This window comes from Xanthomonas sp. D-99, from assembly GCF_017746145.1.
GTDB classification, from domain to species: Bacteria; Pseudomonadota; Gammaproteobacteria; order Xanthomonadales; family Xanthomonadaceae; genus Xanthomonas; species Xanthomonas cissicola.
The window spans coordinates 23,863-40,681 of sequence record NZ_JAGHWU010000005.1 but is presented as its reverse complement, the minus strand read 5'-3'; the positions used below and the strand labels follow the sequence as shown (position 1 = coordinate 40,681).

The following is a 16,819-nucleotide window of genomic DNA, read 5'->3' as shown; positions in this document are numbered from 1 at the left end:
CAGCCGTGCACCCGCCGCCCGGTCCTCGGTAGCAGCGACGCCCGCCTTGCAAGGGCGCCGCTGTCCTGCGCGGTTACTTGGCCCAGGTGTCGCGCAAGGTCACGCTGCGATTGAAGACCGGCGTGGCTGCGCTATGGTCTCGACGGTCGGCAACGAAGTAACCGGTGCGTTCGAACTGGAACGCCTGCTCGGGCGCTGCCATCGCAGCGCTCGGCTCTACGTAGCCGCGCACGTTGCGCTTGGACTCGGGGTTCAGGTAATCGCGGTAGGTCTTGCCCTCCGACTCGTCGTCAGGCTTCTCCACCGAGAACAGGCGGTCGTACAGGCGGATTTCCGCTTCCACCGCGTGTGCCGCGCTCACCCAGTGGATGGTGCCCTTGACCTTGCGGTTGGCACCTTCCATGCCCGGTCGCGATTCCGGATCCAGCCAGCCGCGCAGTTCGACGATCTCGCCGTCAGCGTTCTTGATCACCTCGTCCACGCGCGCAATGCCTGCACCGCGCAAGCGGATTTCGCCGCCCGGCACCAGGCGCTTCCAGCCCTTGGGCGGAACCTCGGCGAAATCCTCGCGCTCGATCCACAGCTCGCGCGCAAACGGCACCTCGCGTGTGCCGAAGCTGTCGTCCTTGGGGTGGTTGGAAAACTGCAGCGTTTCGGTGTGGCCTTCCGGCAGGTTGGTCAGCACCAGCTTGAGCGGGTCGATCACGGCCATACGGCGCGGCGCCGCTGCGTCCAGATCCTCGCGCAGGCAACCTTCCAGCACCGAGAAATCGATCAGCGAGTTCTGCTTGCTGATGCCCACGCGGTCCACGAACAGGCGCATCGCCGCCGGCGTATAGCCACGCCGGCGCAGGCCCTGCAGGGTGTACATGCGCGGGTCGTCCCAACCGTCCACCAGCTGCTCTTCCACCAGCGCGGTGAGCTTGCGCTTGCTCATCACCGTGTAGTTGATGTTGAGGCGCGAAAACTCGATCTGACGCGGCTTGGCCGCTTCGCGCGGCAGGCCCTTGTCCAGCAGCGGCTGCAGCAGTTCCGGGTGACCGGCCAGGTCCACCTTGTCCACGCACCAGTCGTACAGCGGGCGGTGGTCTTCAAATTCCAGCGTGCACAGCGAGTGGGTGATGCCTTCCACCGCATCGCCGAGCGAATGCGCGAAGTCGTACATGGGGTAGATCGGCCACGCGTTGCCGGTGTTCTGATGCTCCACATGCTTGATGCGGTACAGCGCCGGGTCGCGCAGGTTGATATTGCCGCTGGCCATGTCGATCTTGGCGCGCAGCGTACGCGCGCCGTCGGGGAATTCGCCGGCACGCATGCGCGCGAACAGGTCCAGGTTTTCTTCGACACTGCGTTCGCGGAACGGCGAATTGCGGCCGGGCTCGGTCAGCGTGCCACGGTATTGGCGCACCTGTTCTGCGGACAGGTCGCACACGAAGGCATGGCCATCGCGGATCAGCTTCTGCGCGGCCAGGTAATACACCTCAAAATAATCCGAGGCGTGGCGCAGCTGCGCCCAGTCATAGCCCAGCCAGCGCACGTCGTCCTGGATGGCGACCACGAACTCGGGGTCTTCCTTGGCCGGGTTGGTATCGTCCAGGCGCAGGTTGCACAGCCCGCCGAACTCGGCGGCCAGCCCGAAATCCAGGCAGATCGCCTTGGCATGGCCGATGTGCAGGTAGCCGTTGGGCTCGGGCGGGAAGCGGGTGCGGATGACCGTGTGCTTGCCGCTGGCCAGATCCTCGCGGACGATCTGGCGGATGAAGTCTTTCTTCTCCGCCGGGGCGGTGGCGTCGGTGGCTAGGGTCTCGGACATGCGCGCATCAGCAATAGGTAAACCGCAAGTTTAGGCGGTGGCACCGGTTAGGGGTAGGCGCGGGGCTGCGGGCCGGCGTTTGGCAGCGTCTTGAGCGGGTGCAGCGGGCTGGAGCGCCCGCGGCGCCGGTGGGCGCTGCCGGTGCCGCTGGTGGCCACACTGCGGTTGGCCGGCGCGGTCACCTTGACGGACCCCCACGGCTGGCAATGCTCTGCGCGGTTGTGGCGCGCTGCTGCTTGAGTGCCGCGACCGCTGATCAGGAGCGATACGCGCGCGTAGCCAGCCGTTTGCGTGGCTGCAGACTGCGCAGTTCCCGCAATGCGTTGCCCTGACCATGCCGCAAGGGCACCGTCTGCACCGGCCCGACGCTACGCGCAGCCCTCTCGATGGCGGTTCCTGGGCAAGGCATGCCGCGCGCGGCCGGGCATGGCTGGCGGGCATCGGCCGCGACGCGTACGCTGCGCCGACCCCGTTGGAGCGCTCCTGCGATGCCACTGCCCCGCCTGGTGATCGGCGACAAGACCCTGTCTTCCTGGTCGTTGCGGCCGTGGCTGCTGTTGCGACACTTCCAGGTACCGTTCGAGGAAGTCGCGCTGCCGCTCAACACGCCCGTATTCCAGGCGCGCATTGCCGGGTATTCGCCAACCCGCCAGGTGCCGGTGCTGTGGGACGACGCCTTGCATGTATGGGATTCGCTGGCGATCTGCGAGTACATCAACGAGCGTTGGCTGGCCGGCCGCGGCTGGCCGGCCGACCTGGCCGTACGCGCGCAGGCACGCGCCGCCGCGGCGGAAATGCATTCCGGTTTTGCAGCCCTGCGCAGCCAGCTGCCGATGAATCTGGCCCGCACGCCAGGCCCGGCGCAATGGGATGCGGCCGCCGAGCGCGACATCGCCCGTGTCCAGGCGCTGTGGGCCAGCCTGCGCGCCGAACACGGTCACGCCGGGCAATTCCTGTGTGGCGACTTCGGCATCGTCGATGCGATGTTCGCGCCGGTGGCGCTGCGCTTTTCCAGCTACGGTGTGCCGCTGTTCGAAGCGGCCGGCGATTATCTGGCGGCACTGGATGCATTGCCGGCGCTGCGCGACTGGCGCAACGGCGCGCAGCGCGAATGCGCAGCGCGCGACTGAGATGCAGATCGCCTACCGCGCCAGTCACCTCATCGATGCGCATCTGGCCAAGCACGCGCTGGAAGATGCCGGCATCACCGCGTTCGTCTTCGGTGAATCGCTGCTGGGCGGTGCCGGCGAGCTGCCCGCCTTCGGCATGCTGCAGGTCTGCGTGGCCGACATGCATCTCAGCCAGGCCCAGGCGGTGCTGGCGGACATCGGACTGTGCGGGCAGGTCACGCGGGCGCTGTAGCGCAGCGCCAGTCGTAGGAGCGCACCAGGGCGCGACGAGGCTCTGCCGATAAACGCCACGTCGCGCCCTGGTGCGCTCCTACGATGTATGCCCATCAACTCTGCTGACGCCACCCCGGCGGCGCTGCATCCGGCGCGGCCAGTGCGCGCAGGCGCTTGAACAACACCGTGGTTTCGGCCACGTTCCAGACCCGCAGTGCGACTTCGAAAGTATCCAGCGGCTTGGTCAAAAAGTCCTTGGCGCCCAGGCCCAGGGCGCGGTGGCGCGCGCTGCGGCTGGGGTCGGCGGTGAGCACGATCACGGGCAGGAACTGGCCCGGGTCTGACAGCCGCGCCAGCTGTTCCAGCAGCGCGTAGCCGTCCAACTCGGGCATCTTCAGATCCAGCAGGATCAGGTCCGGCGCAAATGCCGAGACCAGGCCCATGACCCGCAACGGATCAGTGGTGGCGATCACTTGCTGGAAGCCTTCGCGTTGCAGCAGGTCTTCGAGCAACCGCACGTTGGCCGGCTCGTCGTCGACGATGAGGATGCGGGAACCGAGGATTTCTTCGCGTGTCATGCCAGCAACCCCTCGATCACGGTGAAGAATTCCGCCACATCGAGCGGCTTGGTCAGATAGGCGCGCACGCCTTGATTACCCACGCGCGCCAGTGTGGCGGTGGTGGCATCGGCACTGATCACCACCACCGGGATGGCCGCCAGCGCCGGCTGCGCCTGCAATTCGCGCAACAGCTCTTCGCCGTTGCCATCGCTCAGATGCAGGTCCAGCAGAATCAGGTCCGGCGCGCCGTGCTGCAATAGCGCACGCGCCTGCGCCAGGCTGGCCGCTTCGAGCAGTTGCCATTGCGGGCGACGTTCGGTGAGCGTGCGGATCAACGCCTGATTGGATGGATTGTCTTCGATACTCAACAGCCGGCACACGCCGCTTCCGGCACTGCTCGGCGGCACCAGCGGCCGCGCCGGTTCGCTGTGCTGATGCTCGCCCTGCGGCAGCGAAATCCAGAACCGCGCGCCGTTGCTGCTGCTGTCCACGCCAATCTGCCCACCCATCGCCTCGATCAAGCGCTTGCTCAGCGCCAACCCAAGCCCGGTGCCCTCCACCGCAGAGCGCTCGGCGCCCAACCGCTCGAACGGGGTGAACAGGCGTTCGATCTGGGCCGGGGTCAGCCCCGCGCCCTGGTCGGCGACCGTGATACGTACCTGCTCGCCATCGGCCTGCGCGCTTACCTGTACCTGCCCGCCAGTACGATTGAACTTGACCGCGTTCGACAGCAGATTGAGCAGCACCTGGCGCAGCCGCTGCGCATCGGCGCGCACCGTCCACGGTCCGTCGATGGAGGTCGGCTGCAGCGCAATGCCATGCTTGTCGGCATCCGGTGCGATCAGCCCCAAGGCTTCGTGCACGGCCGCGCGTACCGAGATCGGCTCCGGGCTCAGATCAAGTTGATCGGCTTCGATACGCGCGATGTCCAGCAGCTCGGTGATCAACCCGAGCAAGTGCCTGCCGGCACCCAGAATGTGCTGCAGATGCCGCCGATGATCCGGCTCGGGCAGATCCATTTCCAGCACCTGCGCATAGCCCAGGATCGCATTGAGCGGCGTCCGCAGTTCATGGCTGCTGCGCGAGAGAAATTCGGTTTTTGCGCGGTTGGCGGTTTCGGCCTCGCGCCGCGCCAGTTGCGCTTCGGCTGCGCGTGCGGCCAACAGTTCGCTGGCTTGCGCCAGACGCTGCCCGACCTGGCCCAGCTCGTCGCCGGCACGCGGTTGCGGTGCCAGCGGCAGGCCTTCGCCCAGCCGGTCGGCGTTGGCGGCCAGGGTGCGCAGGCGCCCGGACAATGCCGAGGCGAACCATGCCACCGCAAATACCGCGCCCAGCCCGCCCAGCATCGCCGCGCTCAAGGTGATGATGAGGTTGCGCTGGCGCAGCCCCTGCGCCTTGGCGGTACGCACCTGCAACTGCGCGGTTTCGTAATTGCGCAACTCGCGCAGCTCCGCGCGCAGGATGTCGAGTTTGTACTTGCCATCCCACAGTTGCCGAATCTCTTCTTCGCGGCTCAGATCCGGTGCCAGCAATCGGCGCCAACCCTGCATTTTTTCCGCAAAAAGTGGCTTGATGCGCGCAAAGCGCTGCGCTTGGCTGGGGTCGGTGATGCGTTGCGAAAGACGGTCGGCCACGCGCTGCAACCGCGGCTCGGCATCGCGATACGGGGTCAGAAATTCATCGCGCCGCACCAACCGATAGCCGCGCACGCCGGCCGCGGTTTCGGCTAACAGTGCGTGCGCTTCGTACAGATCGCTGAGCACTTCCAGGGTCTGCCGCACGTCGTTTTCGGCGGCGATGTTCTGCCGTTCCACGCTGTAGATCGCCATCAATGCAACGGCCAGCAACAGCAGTGGCAGGGTGACGACCGCCAGGCTTTTGCGGGTAATCGGCCAATCGTTCCAACGCACCGCCAATGCATTCATAGCGCAAGTCCGGATTGGACCGCGTACACCGCGGCCTGGGTGCGATCTTTTACCTCAAGTTTCTGCAGGATTCGCTCCACGTGCACTTTGACCGTGCCGGGAGAAATCCCCAGTTCAGCTGCGAGGGTCGCGTTAGTGAGTCCGCGCGGGAGCAACGACAACACCTGTTTTTCGCGCTTGCTCAGCGCGCCCAGACGGTCGTCCTGCAGCGGTTTGCGCCGCCGTGTGGCAACCGGTTTGGCAGGTTCCGCCACCATCGCCGGCAGCAGCAGCGCGAACGCCTGCAGCGCCTGCACGTCGTCATTGCCGGGGGCCGGGCGGCCTTCGCTCCAGGCCACGCACAGCATGCCGTGCGTGGTGCCCAGCGCGTGGATCGGCACCCTGGCTTCGCGGAGATCGGACGGGCGCGGTGGCATCAACCAGGCCGCCTCATGGCCGTCGCCGGCGGCGCTGGCCCCGGGCGGCAATGCACGGCCGCGGCTGGCCAACACTTGCGCGCGCGGGCCGCGCTGCGCCAGCACTGCGCCGTGTTCCAGGCCCAGTAACAGCAGCACCCGCCCGAGGACCGCATCGCAGGCCTGCTCGGGGCTCTGCACCTGGCGCAGCGCAACGGCAGCTTCCCAAAGCGCCTGCCAACGCGCGCTATCGGAGGCCTCGCGGCGCAAGGTCAGGCGCCAATCGCCAGCATTGGTGGGCGTCTCCATGGTTTCGCTCTAGGCCGATCAGCATATTTGAGTATATGCCACTCGGCAGCATTGTTGGGGCTGCTTGATTTCGATACTGAGCCTGCCCGATGAGGCACCCCATCAATCACACGGAGATTCCCCATGCGTCGCACACTCTTCTCTCTGGTTCTGGCTCTGGCTGCCACCCCGGCGCTGGCTGGCGGCGTGATGCATTACACCGACAAGGCCAAGCTGCCGGCCGGCGGCGAAGAGCGCGAAGTCGCTGCGCTGTTCGACACCTGGAACGCGGCGCTGGCCACCGGCAACCCGCACAAGGTGGCCGATCTGTACGCACCGGACGGCGTGTTGCTGCCGACGGTCTCCAATGAAGTGCGCGCCTCGCGCGAACAGATCGAAAACTACTTCGAGATGTTCCTGACCAAGAAGCCGCAGGGCGTGGTCAATTACCGCACCGTGCGCGTGCTCGATGACGACAGCGCCGTGGATGCCGGCGTGTATACCTTCACGCTGACCGACAAGGCCGGCAACAAGAGCAGCGTGCAGGCCCGCTACACCTTCGTGTACGAAAAGCGCGACGGCAAGTGGCTGATCATCAACCACCACAGCTCGGCGATGCCGGAAGTGGATACGCGCGCGGCGGTTGCCAAGGCCAAGTAATGCGGCTCGGGCGACAGGCGCTGGCCGGGCAGGCTTGAAAGTGGCTCTGGCCGGCGCCATCCAGCAGGCAATCCTGACGATTGCGGAGCTGCACCATGCTGGGAATCGGCGCCTTCAAACAACGTATGCCACGCCCGGGCGAAGCACTACCCGGGCGCGAGCAAGCGCTGCCGCTGCATAACACGCACCTGGTCAACGGCCATCCGTTGCGCGGGGAATTCACTGGTCTGGCCCAGGTGCAATTCGGGCTCGGCTGTTTCTGGGGCGCGGAACGCAAGTTCTGGAACGTGCCAGGGGTCTACACCACAGCAGTGGGTTACGCCGGCGGACAGACGCCGAACGCGACCTATTCGGAAGTGTGTTCCGGGCAGACCGGCCACACCGAAGCGGTGCTGGTGGTGTTCGACGAACATGCGGTGTCGTTCGCACAATTGCTGCGCACGTTCTGGGAAAGCCACGACCCCACCCAGGGCATGCAGCAAGGTAACGATGTGGGGACGCAATACCGTTCGGCGATTTACTGCACCACGCAGGCGCAGTACGACGCCGCGCTTGCCAGCCGCGATGCGTATCAGCAACAACTGACCGCAGCCGGTTATGGCGAAATCACCACGGAGATTCGTTTCCCGGCGCCCACGTTCTACTACGCCGAAGACGATCACCAGCAATATCTCGCCAAACACCCCAACGGTTATTGCGGGCTTGGCGGCACGGGAGTGAGCTGCCCGATCGGGCTGGATGCCTGACGGAAAGGCGGGCCGGATTGAAACGCTGTCATCCACAAGATCGTGGCAGCGTGCCGATGGCCGACAGTGACCGGCAGCGTTATCACGATCAGGCACCGCATGGGAGTGCGTGCTAGGCAACTTGAATGGCTGCGTCGGAGACGGCGCGGCCATCTTTTTTGCGGAGGTCGCAACACACGCGGGTGAGGGGGCGATACGTCTGTCAGGTGAATCGGCTCGGCGACGCCGTACAGCGAACCAGTGGTGTGAGTTGTTGCAGCGAGCGCCGCAGAAGACCGGGGCAGCAACTCATCGGAGGCTGCTCAGCGCGGGCAATTACTCCTCGTGATTCGCCGCGAACGGTATGGAGACTCGATACAAGCAATCAACACGGCGAGCCAGGACAGCGCATCCGCCGTACCGGCTTGAATCGGTTGGATTAAACGAATTCTCCGGCAAACATGCCGCGCAACTGAGCAAGCATGTCGGTGCGCTCTGGATGCAATTGCCGCATGCACGCCAATGCGAAACCCACCGGGCTGGTGCCGGGTGCGGTGATGACGCCGTCAGCGCTGACGACCTTTTCGTGGCGATAGTGCGCAGCGCCTGCGTACGGCACGACGTGCTCCTGCAAAAATGCCAGCGCGTTGCTGGTGTGCGCGCGCTCATCGAGCAGGCCGGCATAGACGAAGGCGAGGGTGGCGCCGCAAATCGCCGCGACCGGGCGCTGCTGCTGCACGCGCTCGACCAGCAAACCGCTCAGCCCTGGAATTTCGCCGGCCTGCCAGCGTTCGCTGCCGGGCAGGATCCACAGGTCGGCCTGCAGTGGCGCCAGATCGGAAAGGGCAAATACCGGCGTGATGCGCAGGCCACCGATGGACTGCAGCGGTTGCCCGTCGATACTGGCAATGGCGACCTGGTCGCCGAACCATTCGCGTGCTGCCGGCAGCACCACGCCGATTTCCCAATCGGCCACGCCGTCGACCATCACCACTGCAATGTTTGCCATTGTCCGTTACGCCAGTTGAGGGAATCCGGATTCTAGGCAGTGCGCGCGCCGCGGGTGTAAGCGATATGTGGAGAGCAGGGCGTTTGGTCCAAGCGGCACACGGCGCAGGTGTGGCTTTGCTGGGCCGCGGTCTTCTGTCTGTCGTACAGACGCGCTGATATGCGGCCGCCGTTGATCCCCGGCAAAGCCGGCTGCGGAAGCGAAAATTCCCACATTCACGAGCTGCCCGCATCCGTACCCGTTATCGCGACGTAGACCCGCTTGGCCGCACATCCCCATCTAAACCAAGCTCCAAAAACAACACCGCCCGCAGCCGAGCAGCTGCAGGCGGTGCGTGCAGAACAGGCTCGCTGCGTGATCAGCCAGTGAGTTTGTCGGCAATGGTCTTGCGCAGGGCCTGCAAGTCCTTGGCGAACGTGTCGATGCCGCCGGCCAGCTTCTCGGTGGCCATCGGGTCGGCGGCCAGGCCCGAAGCGAAGCTGTCGCTGTCGATCGGGGTGAACTGGGCATTGTCGGCCTGGGCGGGCGAGAGCTTGCGCGGCAACTCGCCGTCCTCGGCGTCGAGCTTTTCCAGCAGGTCCGGCGAAATGGTCAGGCGGTCGCAACCGGCCAGCGCTTCGATCTGGGCGGTGGAGCGGAACGAGGCGCCCATGACCACCGTGGACGAGCCGCGCTGCTTGAACTCGTTGTAGACGGTGCGCACGAACACCACGCCCGGGTCTTCGTCGATGCTGGCCGGGGTCTGCCCCTGCGCCACGTAGTAGTCCAGGATCCGGCCCACGAACGGCGAAATCAGGAACACGCCGGCTTCGGCACAGGCCAGCGCCTGCGAGCGGTTGAAGATCAGCGTCAGGTTGCAGTCGATGCCTTCTTTCTGCAGCTGACGGGCGGCTTCGATGCCTTCCCAGGTCGCGGCGATCTTGATCAGGATCTTGTCCTTGGACACGCCGCGCTCGGCGTACATCGCAATGAACTTGCGCGCCTTGGCGATGGTGGCCTGGGTGTCGTGCGCCAGATCGGCGTCGACTTCGGTGGATACGCGCCCCGGCACCAGTTCGGCCAGCTTGACGCCCACGCCGATGGTCAGGCGATCGGCGACTTCGTTGACGGTGGCGGTTCGATCGTCGCCGCCGTGCTCGCGGCCCCAGGCCAGCTCGCGTTCGATCAGGTCGGCATAGACCGGCAGGTCCAGCGCCTTCTTGACCAGGGTGGGGTTGGTGGTGCAATCGACCGGCTTCAGGCGCTTGATGGCGTCGTAATCGCCGGTGTCGGCGACAACGACGGACAGCTCACGCAGTTGGGCAAGCTTTGAGGGGGATGCAGTCATGCAGGTTCTCTCGAATCGTGGAACGGGTCGGGGATAGGACGCAGCGCGCTACGTTAGCGCGCTGCGCGCCGGAAGTCGCCCGCCGCTGCGGGTTGGTCGTGCACGGCAGTCACGCGCAGGCGCAGGTCGCGTCCGTCCGGCGTGCGCCAATCGATGCTCTGGCCAATCGATAGGCCGAGCAGCGCGCTGCCGACCGGCGCAAGCACCGAGATGCGGCCGTGCTGCACATCGGCTTCATGCGGATACACGAGGGTGAGCGTGTGCCGTTCGCCATGCAACTGGTCTTCGCATTCGATGCGTGAGTGCATGGTGACGACATCGCCGGGAATCTGGTCGGGCTGCAGCACACGGGCGCGGCCCAGTTCGTCGCTCAGCGCAGCGGCAGCGGGATGCTTGTTGAAGGTTGGCGAATCGAGCAATGCCTCAAGCCGGGCAAGGTCGTGGCTGGATACCAGAATGGATGGCGGCAAGCCGCTGTGGTGTTGCGAAGTCATGGCAGTCTCCTGACGAGTACGGCTTGCCGACATGGCAAGCGTGGTTGACAAGATGAGGGCGCCGGCGGCTGATCGCAATGCATGGACGTTGCGGACACAAGGCACCGGCAAGGGCCGCCACGCAGGTGCTGCAGGTCTGGTGCAGCGAGCAGGCGCTGCAGTTGAGACAATCGGAAGGGGAGGGCATAACCGCCGCTGCGAACGAGCCTGCTCACACCGCATGCCGCAAACACCGCACGATCAGTCTCAAGCGAGCGAACCAAGACACTGCTCGCAAATCGCATGGTCGCGTGGGCAGCGTGCTGCCGCCAGCCGCGTCCGGCAGACAGCGGCGGATTGATGCGCAGCCAACCTTCGGGCAAGACTGCTGCGCACAAACAAACAAAAAGCGACGCTCGCGCGCCGCCCAACTCCAAGCCTCCAACCGGCAGTCAAAGCGACCGCAACCGCAATACGCTTTTACGATTCCCGATTCCCGATTCCCGATTCCCGATTCCCGATTCCCTAAGCCGCCACCGCCTTCGGTCCTGTCGCAGGCTGATCCAGCGTGAACAGGCTCTCTGGCAATTCCTTGAACAGCTGCGACAGCTGCTCCAAAAACGTGGTCATTGCCGAACTGCGCCGCCACGCCATCGCAATGCGGCGGCTAGGCTGCTTGTCTTCACGGAAGCGGATCAGGCGGATGTTTTCCGAGCGCGCGACAGGAGGCTTGACCGCCAGCAGCGGCAGCAAGGTCACCCCGACATTGGCCGCGACCATCTGGCGCAGGGTTTCCAGACTGGTGGCCTGAAATTCGGATTTTTCCAGCGCGCCGGCCAGGTGGCAGACATCCAGTGCCTGGTCGCGCAAACAGTGGCCATCTTCCAGCAGCAACAGGCGCTGCTCGGACAAATCGTCCAGGGTCATGCTGTCGTGGCGCGACAGCAGGTGGCCTTCCGGCACTGCCAGCACGAAGGGCTCCTCGAACAGGAATTCGGCATGCAGCTGGTCATCCTGCAATGGCAATGCAAGCAAGGCGGCATCCAGGCGACCTTCGCGCAGCTGGTGCATCAGCTGATCGCTCTTTTCTTCGATCAGCAGCAGTTCCAGACGCGGAAAGCGCTGGCGGATGCGCGGTACCACATGCGGCAACAAGTACGGGGCCAGGGTGGGGAAGATGCCCAGACGCACCGTGCCCGCTTCCGGGTCCTGGCTGCGGCGTGCGGCTTCCTTCATCTGTTCCACCTCGGCCACGATGCTGCGTGCACGCACGGCGGCTTCGCGGCCGGCCGGGGTCAGCATGACCTTGCGCGGTGCACGTTCCACCAGCGACACGCCGAGCTCGTCTTCGAGTTTCTTGATCTGGGTGGACAGCGTTGGCTGGCTGACAAAGCAGGCGGACGCCGCGCGGCCGAAATGCTTGTGGTCGGCCAGGGCTACCAGATATTTCAGGTCACGCAGATTCATATACAGCAGCCTTCATTGCGGTGACGGGGAACGACTGGCGCGTGTTGCAAGCTTAGCGCCCGGGTTGGCCGGGCGCTAAGCGGGCGCTCGCTTATGCGGCCTGGGCCACACTGTCGGCAGTGGCCGGTGCGCTGGTGCGGATCAGATGGTCGAATGCACTCAGCGCCGCCTTGGAACCTTCGCCCATTGCGATCACGATCTGCTTGTACGGCACCGTGGTGGCGTCGCCAGCGGCGAACACGCCGGGTACATCGGTCTGGCCACGGTCGTCGACGATGATTTCGCCGCGCGGCGACAGCGCCACCGTGCCGCGCAGGAACTCGGTGTTGGGGAGCAGGCCGATCTGCACGAACACGCCTTCCAGCTCGATGTGCTGGATATCGCCGCCGGTGCGGTCCTTGTAGACCAGACCGGTGACCTTCTGCCCGTCGCCGAGTACTTCAGTGGTCTGCGCGCTGGTGATGATGCGTACGTTGTGCAGGCTGCGCAGCTTGCGTTGCAGCACTTCGTCGGCGCGCAGCTTGTCGTCGAATTCCACCAGCGTGACATGCGCCACGATGCCGGCCAGATCGATCGCCGCTTCCACGCCCGAGTTGCCGCCGCCGATCACCGCCACGCGCTTGCCCTTGAACAGCGGGCCGTCGCAGTGCGGGCAATACGCCACACCCTTGTTCTTGTACTGGTCTTCGCCAGGCACGTTCATCTGCCTCCAGCGCGCACCGGTGGACAGGATCACGGTCTTGCTCTTGAGCGAGGCGCCATTGGCCAGCCTGATTTCGATCAGGCCATCGGCACCGGCCGGGATCAGCTGCTCGGCACGCTGCAGATTCATGATGTCCACGTCGTACTGGCGCACATGCTGCTCCAGTGCGGCGGCCATCTTCGGGCCTTCGGTTTCCGGCACGGAAATGAAGTTCTCGATGGACATGGTGTCCAGCACCTGGCCGCCGAATCGTTCGGCCGCCACACCGGTGCGGATGCCCTTGCGTGCGGCATAGACCGCCGCCGCCGAGCCAGCCGGGCCACCGCCCACCACCAGCACGTCGAACGCTTCCTTTGCAGCGATTTTCGCAGCGTCGCGCTTGGCGGCATTGGTATCGAGCTTGGCGACGATCTGCTCCAGCGTCATGCGGCCCTGGTCGAACAGCTCACCGTTCAAGTACACGGTGGGCACCGACATGATCTGGCGGGTTTCCACTTCGTCCTGGAACCAGGCGCCATCGATGGCCACGTGCTTGATGCGCGGATTGAGCACGGCCGCCAGGTTCAGCGCCTGCACCACGTCCGGGCAGTTCTGGCACGACAGCGAGAAATAGGTTTCGAACCGGTAGTCGCCTTCCAGGTGCTGCACCTGCTCGATCAGTTCGGCAGCGGCCTTGGACGGATGGCCGCCCACCTGCAGCAGCGCCAGCACCAGCGAGGTGAACTCATGGCCCATCGGCAGCCCGGCAAAGCGCAGCGAGATGTCCTGGCCCGGCGTGGTCAACGCAAACGAGGGCTTGCGCTGGTTGTCGTCGCGGTGGATGTCCAGGCTGATCTTGTCCGACAGCAGGACCAACTCTTCCAGCAGGTCGAGCATTTCGCGCGAGCCGGCACTGTCGTCGATCGAGGCGTTGATTTGAATCGGCCGCGTCACCCGTTCCAGGTAGGCGGTCAGCTGGGTCTTGAGATTGGCATCCAACATGGAGAACTCCTGGGAATGGGCAAGGGGAGGGCATGGCGTCGCTGCGCTGAGGCAGGTCGCCGGGGAGGAAGGGAGTGAACCGCAGCCGGCGCGAGGTCGGGGTGCGTGCTGGCGGCGGCTGACGGGCAGCCCGGCACCGGCTCCGGTTCACCCCCGGCCCGAGTGGGCCGGAGATGACAGCCGGCTTAGATCTTGCCGACCAGGTCCAGCGACGGAGCCAGGGTCTTGGCGCCTTCCTTCCACTTGGCCGGGCAGACCTGGCCAGGATTGTTGGCCACGAACTGTGCAGCGGTCAGCTTGCGCAGCGTCTCGGTGACGTCGCGGGCGATGGAGTTGTCGTGGATTTCCAGGGTCTTGATCACGCCTTCCGGATTGATGATGAAGGTGCCACGCAGCGCCAGGCCTTCTTCTTCAATATGCACGCCGAACGCGCGGGTCAGCTTGTGGGTCGGGTCGCCGATCAACGGGAACTGCGCCTTGCCCACGGCCGGCGAGGTTTCGTGCCACACCTTGTGCGAGAAATGCGTGTCGGTGGTGACGATGTAGACCTCGGCGCCAGCCTTCTGGAAGGCGGCATAGTTGTCGGCGGCGTCTTCCACTTCGGTCGGGCAGTTGAAGGTGAATGCGGCCGGCATGAAGATCAGCACCGACCACTTGCCCTTCAGGCTGGCTTCGGTGACTTCGATGAAATTGCCGTTGTGGTACGCATTGGCCTTGAACGGCTGGACCTGGGTGTTGATGAGAGACATTGAGTTTCCTCGTGCGATGAAAGGGGGCGGGGGATGGAACAGGCGCCATGGTAGGCAGGATCGATAGATTCCTCAAATCGATTAATGGAATTACATAGATAGTCTTTGGCTATCGACTCGTCAGATGGCATCTGGCGCAATCGCGGTGCACGCCATCGTCGATAATGGTCAGCCGATGTTGCGTGTAGGTGAATAGCCCGTATGTCCGACGATCTCGCTGCCATTCCCGCCGATCAGCTGCTTCGCCGCGCCGGCGGGCGGATCGAGCGCTGCGATGCCGAGGCACTGCTGCTGCACGCGCTGGGTCGCGATCGCGCCTGGTTGTTCATGCACGGGCGCGATGCGGTGCCTCTATCGGTCGCGCAGGCCTTCGATGCCTTGGTGCGGCGCCGTGAGGCCGGCGAGCCGGTGGCCTATCTGACCGGGGCACGCGGATTCTGGACGCTGGAGCTGGCGGTCTCGCCGGCCACGCTGATCCCGCGCGCCGATACCGAAACGCTGGTCGAGCTTGCGCTGGAGCGCCTGGACACCCTGCCAGGCCGGCGTGTCGCCGATCTGGGGACCGGCAGTGGCGCGATCGCGCTGGCCATTGCCAGCGAACGTCCGCAGGCGCAGGTGATCGCCACCGATGCCAGCGCGGCGGCGCTGGCGATGGCCCGGCGCAATGCAGACAGCCATGGCCTGCACAATGTCGAGTGCCGCCTGGGCAGCTGGTTCGCGCCCTTGGCTGGCGAGACCTTCGACCTGATCGCCAGTAACCCGCCGTATATCGCCGCGCACGACCCGCACCTGCAGCAGGGCGATCTGCGCTACGAACCGGCCAGTGCGCTGGCCTCCGGCAGCGACGGGCTGGACGATATCCGCCTGATCGTGGCCGATGCGCCTACGCATCTGCGGCCGGGCGGCTGGTTGCTGCTCGAACATGGCTGGGACCAGGGGGCGGCGGTGGCCGAACTGCTGGTTGTGCGCGGTTTCGCTGCGGTGGCCACGCATCAGGATCTGGAGCAGCGCGATCGGGTGAGCTTGGGGCGCTGGTTGCCAGCTGCGGCCCAGGGCGGCTGAGCAACTGCCGGCGGGCTAGTGTCGGCAGACGCGGGGCCGCGCGTTCCGAAGCGGAGTACGCGCCTTCGATAGAGCGGTTGCGCGTATCGAGTGCGCGCTCGCCCGCCGGTCAGCGCAGAAGGTTGGGTGCGCTCTTCCGGGCTTGGCCCATCACGGCGAACCCTTCTCTTCGAATCGCATGGCGCTGCCCGTGTGCGTGCGCAGCTGCCGATACACTAGCGGTTTCCCGCAGGACCGACGCATGCGCACGCTCTATCCCGAGATCACGCCCTACCAGCAGGGCAGCCTGAAGGTCGACGAACGCCACACGCTGTACTTCGAGCAGTGCGGCAATCCGCAGGGCAAGCCGGTGGTGATGTTGCATGGCGGCCCCGGCGGCGGATGCAACGACAAGATGCGGCGCTTCCACGACCCGGCCAAGTACCGCATCGTGTTGTTCGATCAGCGCGGTTCCGGCCGCTCTACGCCGCATGCCGATCTGGTGGACAACACCACCTGGGATCTGGTGGCCGATATCGAACGGCTGCGCACGCATCTGGGGATCGATCGCTGGCAGGTCTTCGGTGGCAGCTGGGGCTCCACCCTGGCGCTGGCCTACGCGCAGACCCACCCGCAGCAGGTCACCGAACTGGTGCTGCGCGGCATTTTCCTACTGCGTCGCTTCGAACTCGAATGGTTCTACCAGGAAGGTGCCAGCCGCCTGTTCCCGGATGCGTGGGAGCATTACCTCAACGCGATTCCGCCGGTGGAGCGCGCCGACTTGATGTCTGCATTCCATCGCCGTCTCACCAGCGATGACCAAGCCACGCGCCTGGCTGCGGCCAAAGCCTGGAGCGTGTGGGAAGGCGCTACCAGCTTCCTGCATGTCGACGAGGATTTCGTCACCGGGCATGAAGACGCGCGCTTTGCCCTGGCGTTCGCACGCATTGAAAACCATTACTTCGTCAACGGCGGTTTCTTCGAGGTCGAAGACCAGTTGCTGCGCGACGCGCATCGCATTGCCGACATTCCCGGCGTGATCGTCCATGGCCGCTACGATGTGGTCTGCCCGCTGCAAAGCGCCTGGGACCTGCACAAGGCGTGGCCGAAGGCGCAGTTGCAGATCAGCCCGGCATCGGGGCACTCAGCGTTCGAACCGGAAAACGTCGATGCATTGGTACGTGCCACCGACGGGTTTGCGTAAGCGCGTGCATGCACATTGATCAGAGTTCGCTTTGGTCGATGTGCATGATCATTCTGCGGGACGCGCTGAGGTGCGATGACATACGCATGACGTGTAGGAGCGCGCTTGCGCGCGACGCGGCGTTACCGGCAACGCTCCATCGCGCGCAAGCGCGCT

16 protein-coding genes are annotated in these 16,819 nt (G+C 65.2%); 6 read left to right on the top strand and 10 right to left on the bottom strand.

What is annotated here, in order from left to right; translation table 11 throughout:
• Positions 1–73 precede the first annotated feature (73 nt).
• Complete coding sequence (locus J7360_RS02430; protein WP_057664060.1) at positions 74–1,813, bottom strand: glutamine--tRNA ligase/YqeY domain fusion protein; 1,740 nt, start codon at positions 1,811–1,813, stop codon at positions 74–76.
• A gap of 488 nt (positions 1,814–2,301) precedes the next feature.
• Here J7360_RS02430 and J7360_RS02425 point away from each other — a divergent pair, with 488 nt between their 5' ends.
• Both J7360_RS02425 and J7360_RS02420 read left to right on the top strand, forming a co-directional pair.
• Positions 2,302–2,943, top strand: coding sequence for a glutathione S-transferase family protein (locus tag J7360_RS02425; RefSeq protein WP_057664062.1), 642 nt, complete (start codon positions 2,302–2,304; stop codon positions 2,941–2,943).
• A gap of 1 nt (position 2,944) precedes the next feature.
• Complete coding sequence (locus J7360_RS02420) at positions 2,945–3,175, top strand: DUF2007 domain-containing protein (protein ID WP_042675457.1); 231 nt, start codon at positions 2,945–2,947, stop codon at positions 3,173–3,175.
• A gap of 94 nt (positions 3,176–3,269) precedes the next feature.
• Here J7360_RS02420 and J7360_RS02415 read toward each other — a convergent pair whose 3' ends face one another.
• The 3 genes from J7360_RS02415 to J7360_RS02405 are packed head-to-tail and all read right to left on the bottom strand — an operon-like array spanning position 3,270 to position 6,345.
• On the bottom strand, positions 3,270–3,734 hold the full coding sequence (locus tag J7360_RS02415) for a response regulator (RefSeq protein WP_007965930.1): 465 nt from the start codon (positions 3,732–3,734) through the stop codon (positions 3,270–3,272).
• The gene (locus J7360_RS02410; RefSeq protein ID WP_022558383.1) at positions 3,731–5,641 is read right to left on the bottom strand and encodes an ATP-binding protein; all 1,911 of its coding nucleotides are present in this window, start codon (positions 5,639–5,641) and stop codon (positions 3,731–3,733) included. Before J7360_RS02410 ends, J7360_RS02415 begins: the two co-directional genes overlap by 4 nt.
• Entirely contained in the window at positions 5,638–6,345 is a 708-nt protein-coding gene (locus tag J7360_RS02405) for a response regulator transcription factor (RefSeq protein WP_057663547.1), read from the bottom strand. Before J7360_RS02405 ends, J7360_RS02410 begins: the two co-directional genes overlap by 4 nt.
• Before the next feature lie 123 nt (positions 6,346–6,468).
• Between J7360_RS02405 and J7360_RS02400 the strand changes: the two genes are divergently transcribed.
• Positions 6,469–6,984, top strand: coding sequence for an SgcJ/EcaC family oxidoreductase (locus J7360_RS02400; RefSeq protein WP_007965927.1), 516 nt, complete (start codon positions 6,469–6,471; stop codon positions 6,982–6,984).
• Between the two features lie 95 nt (positions 6,985–7,079).
• On the top strand, positions 7,080–7,730 hold the full coding sequence (msrA, locus tag J7360_RS02395) for a peptide-methionine (S)-S-oxide reductase MsrA (protein WP_007971463.1): 651 nt from the start codon (positions 7,080–7,082) through the stop codon (positions 7,728–7,730).
• A gap of 418 nt (positions 7,731–8,148) precedes the next feature.
• On the opposite strand, the gene J7360_RS02390 is transcribed toward msrA, so the two are convergent.
• From J7360_RS02390 to ahpC, 6 genes are all read right to left on the bottom strand, one after another.
• A complete protein-coding gene (locus tag J7360_RS02390) occupies positions 8,149–8,718 on the bottom strand; it encodes a type 1 glutamine amidotransferase family protein (protein WP_209033177.1) in 570 nt (189 codons plus the stop codon).
• Positions 8,719–9,076: 358 nt separating this feature from the next.
• Complete coding sequence (tal, locus tag J7360_RS02385; RefSeq protein ID WP_057662637.1) at positions 9,077–10,045, bottom strand: transaldolase; 969 nt, start codon at positions 10,043–10,045, stop codon at positions 9,077–9,079.
• 53 nt (positions 10,046–10,098) lie between these two features.
• Positions 10,099–10,539, bottom strand: coding sequence for a nucleoside diphosphate kinase regulator (rnk, locus tag J7360_RS02380; RefSeq protein ID WP_057662640.1), 441 nt, complete (start codon positions 10,537–10,539; stop codon positions 10,099–10,101).
• A 504-nt stretch (positions 10,540–11,043) separates the two neighbouring features.
• A complete protein-coding gene (locus J7360_RS02375; protein WP_057662643.1) occupies positions 11,044–11,985 on the bottom strand; it encodes a LysR substrate-binding domain-containing protein in 942 nt (313 codons plus the stop codon).
• Positions 11,986–12,076: 91 nt separating this feature from the next.
• Positions 12,077–13,669: an alkyl hydroperoxide reductase subunit F gene (gene ahpF, locus J7360_RS02370; protein ID WP_007965921.1), complete on the bottom strand. Its 1,593-nt coding sequence runs from the start codon at positions 13,667–13,669 to the stop codon at positions 12,077–12,079.
• A 185-nt stretch (positions 13,670–13,854) separates the two neighbouring features.
• Entirely contained in the window at positions 13,855–14,418 is a 564-nt protein-coding gene (gene ahpC / locus J7360_RS02365) for an alkyl hydroperoxide reductase subunit C (protein WP_003488826.1), read from the bottom strand.
• A gap of 201 nt (positions 14,419–14,619) precedes the next feature.
• Here ahpC and prmC point away from each other — a divergent pair, with 201 nt between their 5' ends.
• Both prmC and pip read left to right on the top strand, forming a co-directional pair.
• Positions 14,620–15,480 (top strand): peptide chain release factor N(5)-glutamine methyltransferase, encoded by an 861-nt coding sequence (prmC, locus tag J7360_RS02360; RefSeq protein WP_057662646.1) that lies wholly within the window; start codon positions 14,620–14,622, stop codon positions 15,478–15,480.
• A gap of 241 nt (positions 15,481–15,721) precedes the next feature.
• A complete protein-coding gene (pip, locus tag J7360_RS02355; RefSeq protein WP_209033175.1) occupies positions 15,722–16,663 on the top strand; it encodes a prolyl aminopeptidase in 942 nt (313 codons plus the stop codon).
• The last annotated feature ends 156 nt before the right edge of the window (positions 16,664–16,819 follow it).